Annotated in this window: 1 protein-coding gene; it reads left to right on the top strand. The window is 50.7% G+C overall.

Annotation, left to right across the window (positions count from 1 at the left end):
• Window positions 1-38 precede the first annotated feature (38 nt).
• Window positions 39-288 (top strand): hypothetical protein (locus tag AF337_RS44225; protein WP_210168046.1); only part of this gene is annotated, 250 nt, incomplete at its 3' end.

Below are 288 nucleotides of genomic sequence, written 5' to 3'. Positions count from 1 at the left end.
GGAATTACCGGGAAGAAACGGGAATTGGCGGAAAAGCCTTGGAACGCAAGGTTTTGAGGAACCGCCACCGGCTGTTTGAGCTACCACAGCCTTGTCAGTGCCGGGCTTCCGAACTGCTCAGCCAGTTGCCCAACGGCACATGTGCATGGCTTGGCTCAATTCAACCATCAAAAATCTTCCAACGGACTTTGAAGACCTTTAAGCCACTGAAAAATAACGATTCGTCGGTTTGCTATCAGCAGCCGACTACGCACCATGCGTGGTCGATTGAGATGGAGAAGTCAATTT

The organism is Rhizobium ecuadorense (assembly GCF_001187535.1).
Lineage (GTDB): Bacteria > Pseudomonadota > Alphaproteobacteria > Rhizobiales > Rhizobiaceae > Rhizobium > Rhizobium ecuadorense.
The sequence above is the reverse complement of the archived record's forward strand: the minus strand, read 5'-3'. Positions and strand labels throughout refer to the sequence as shown.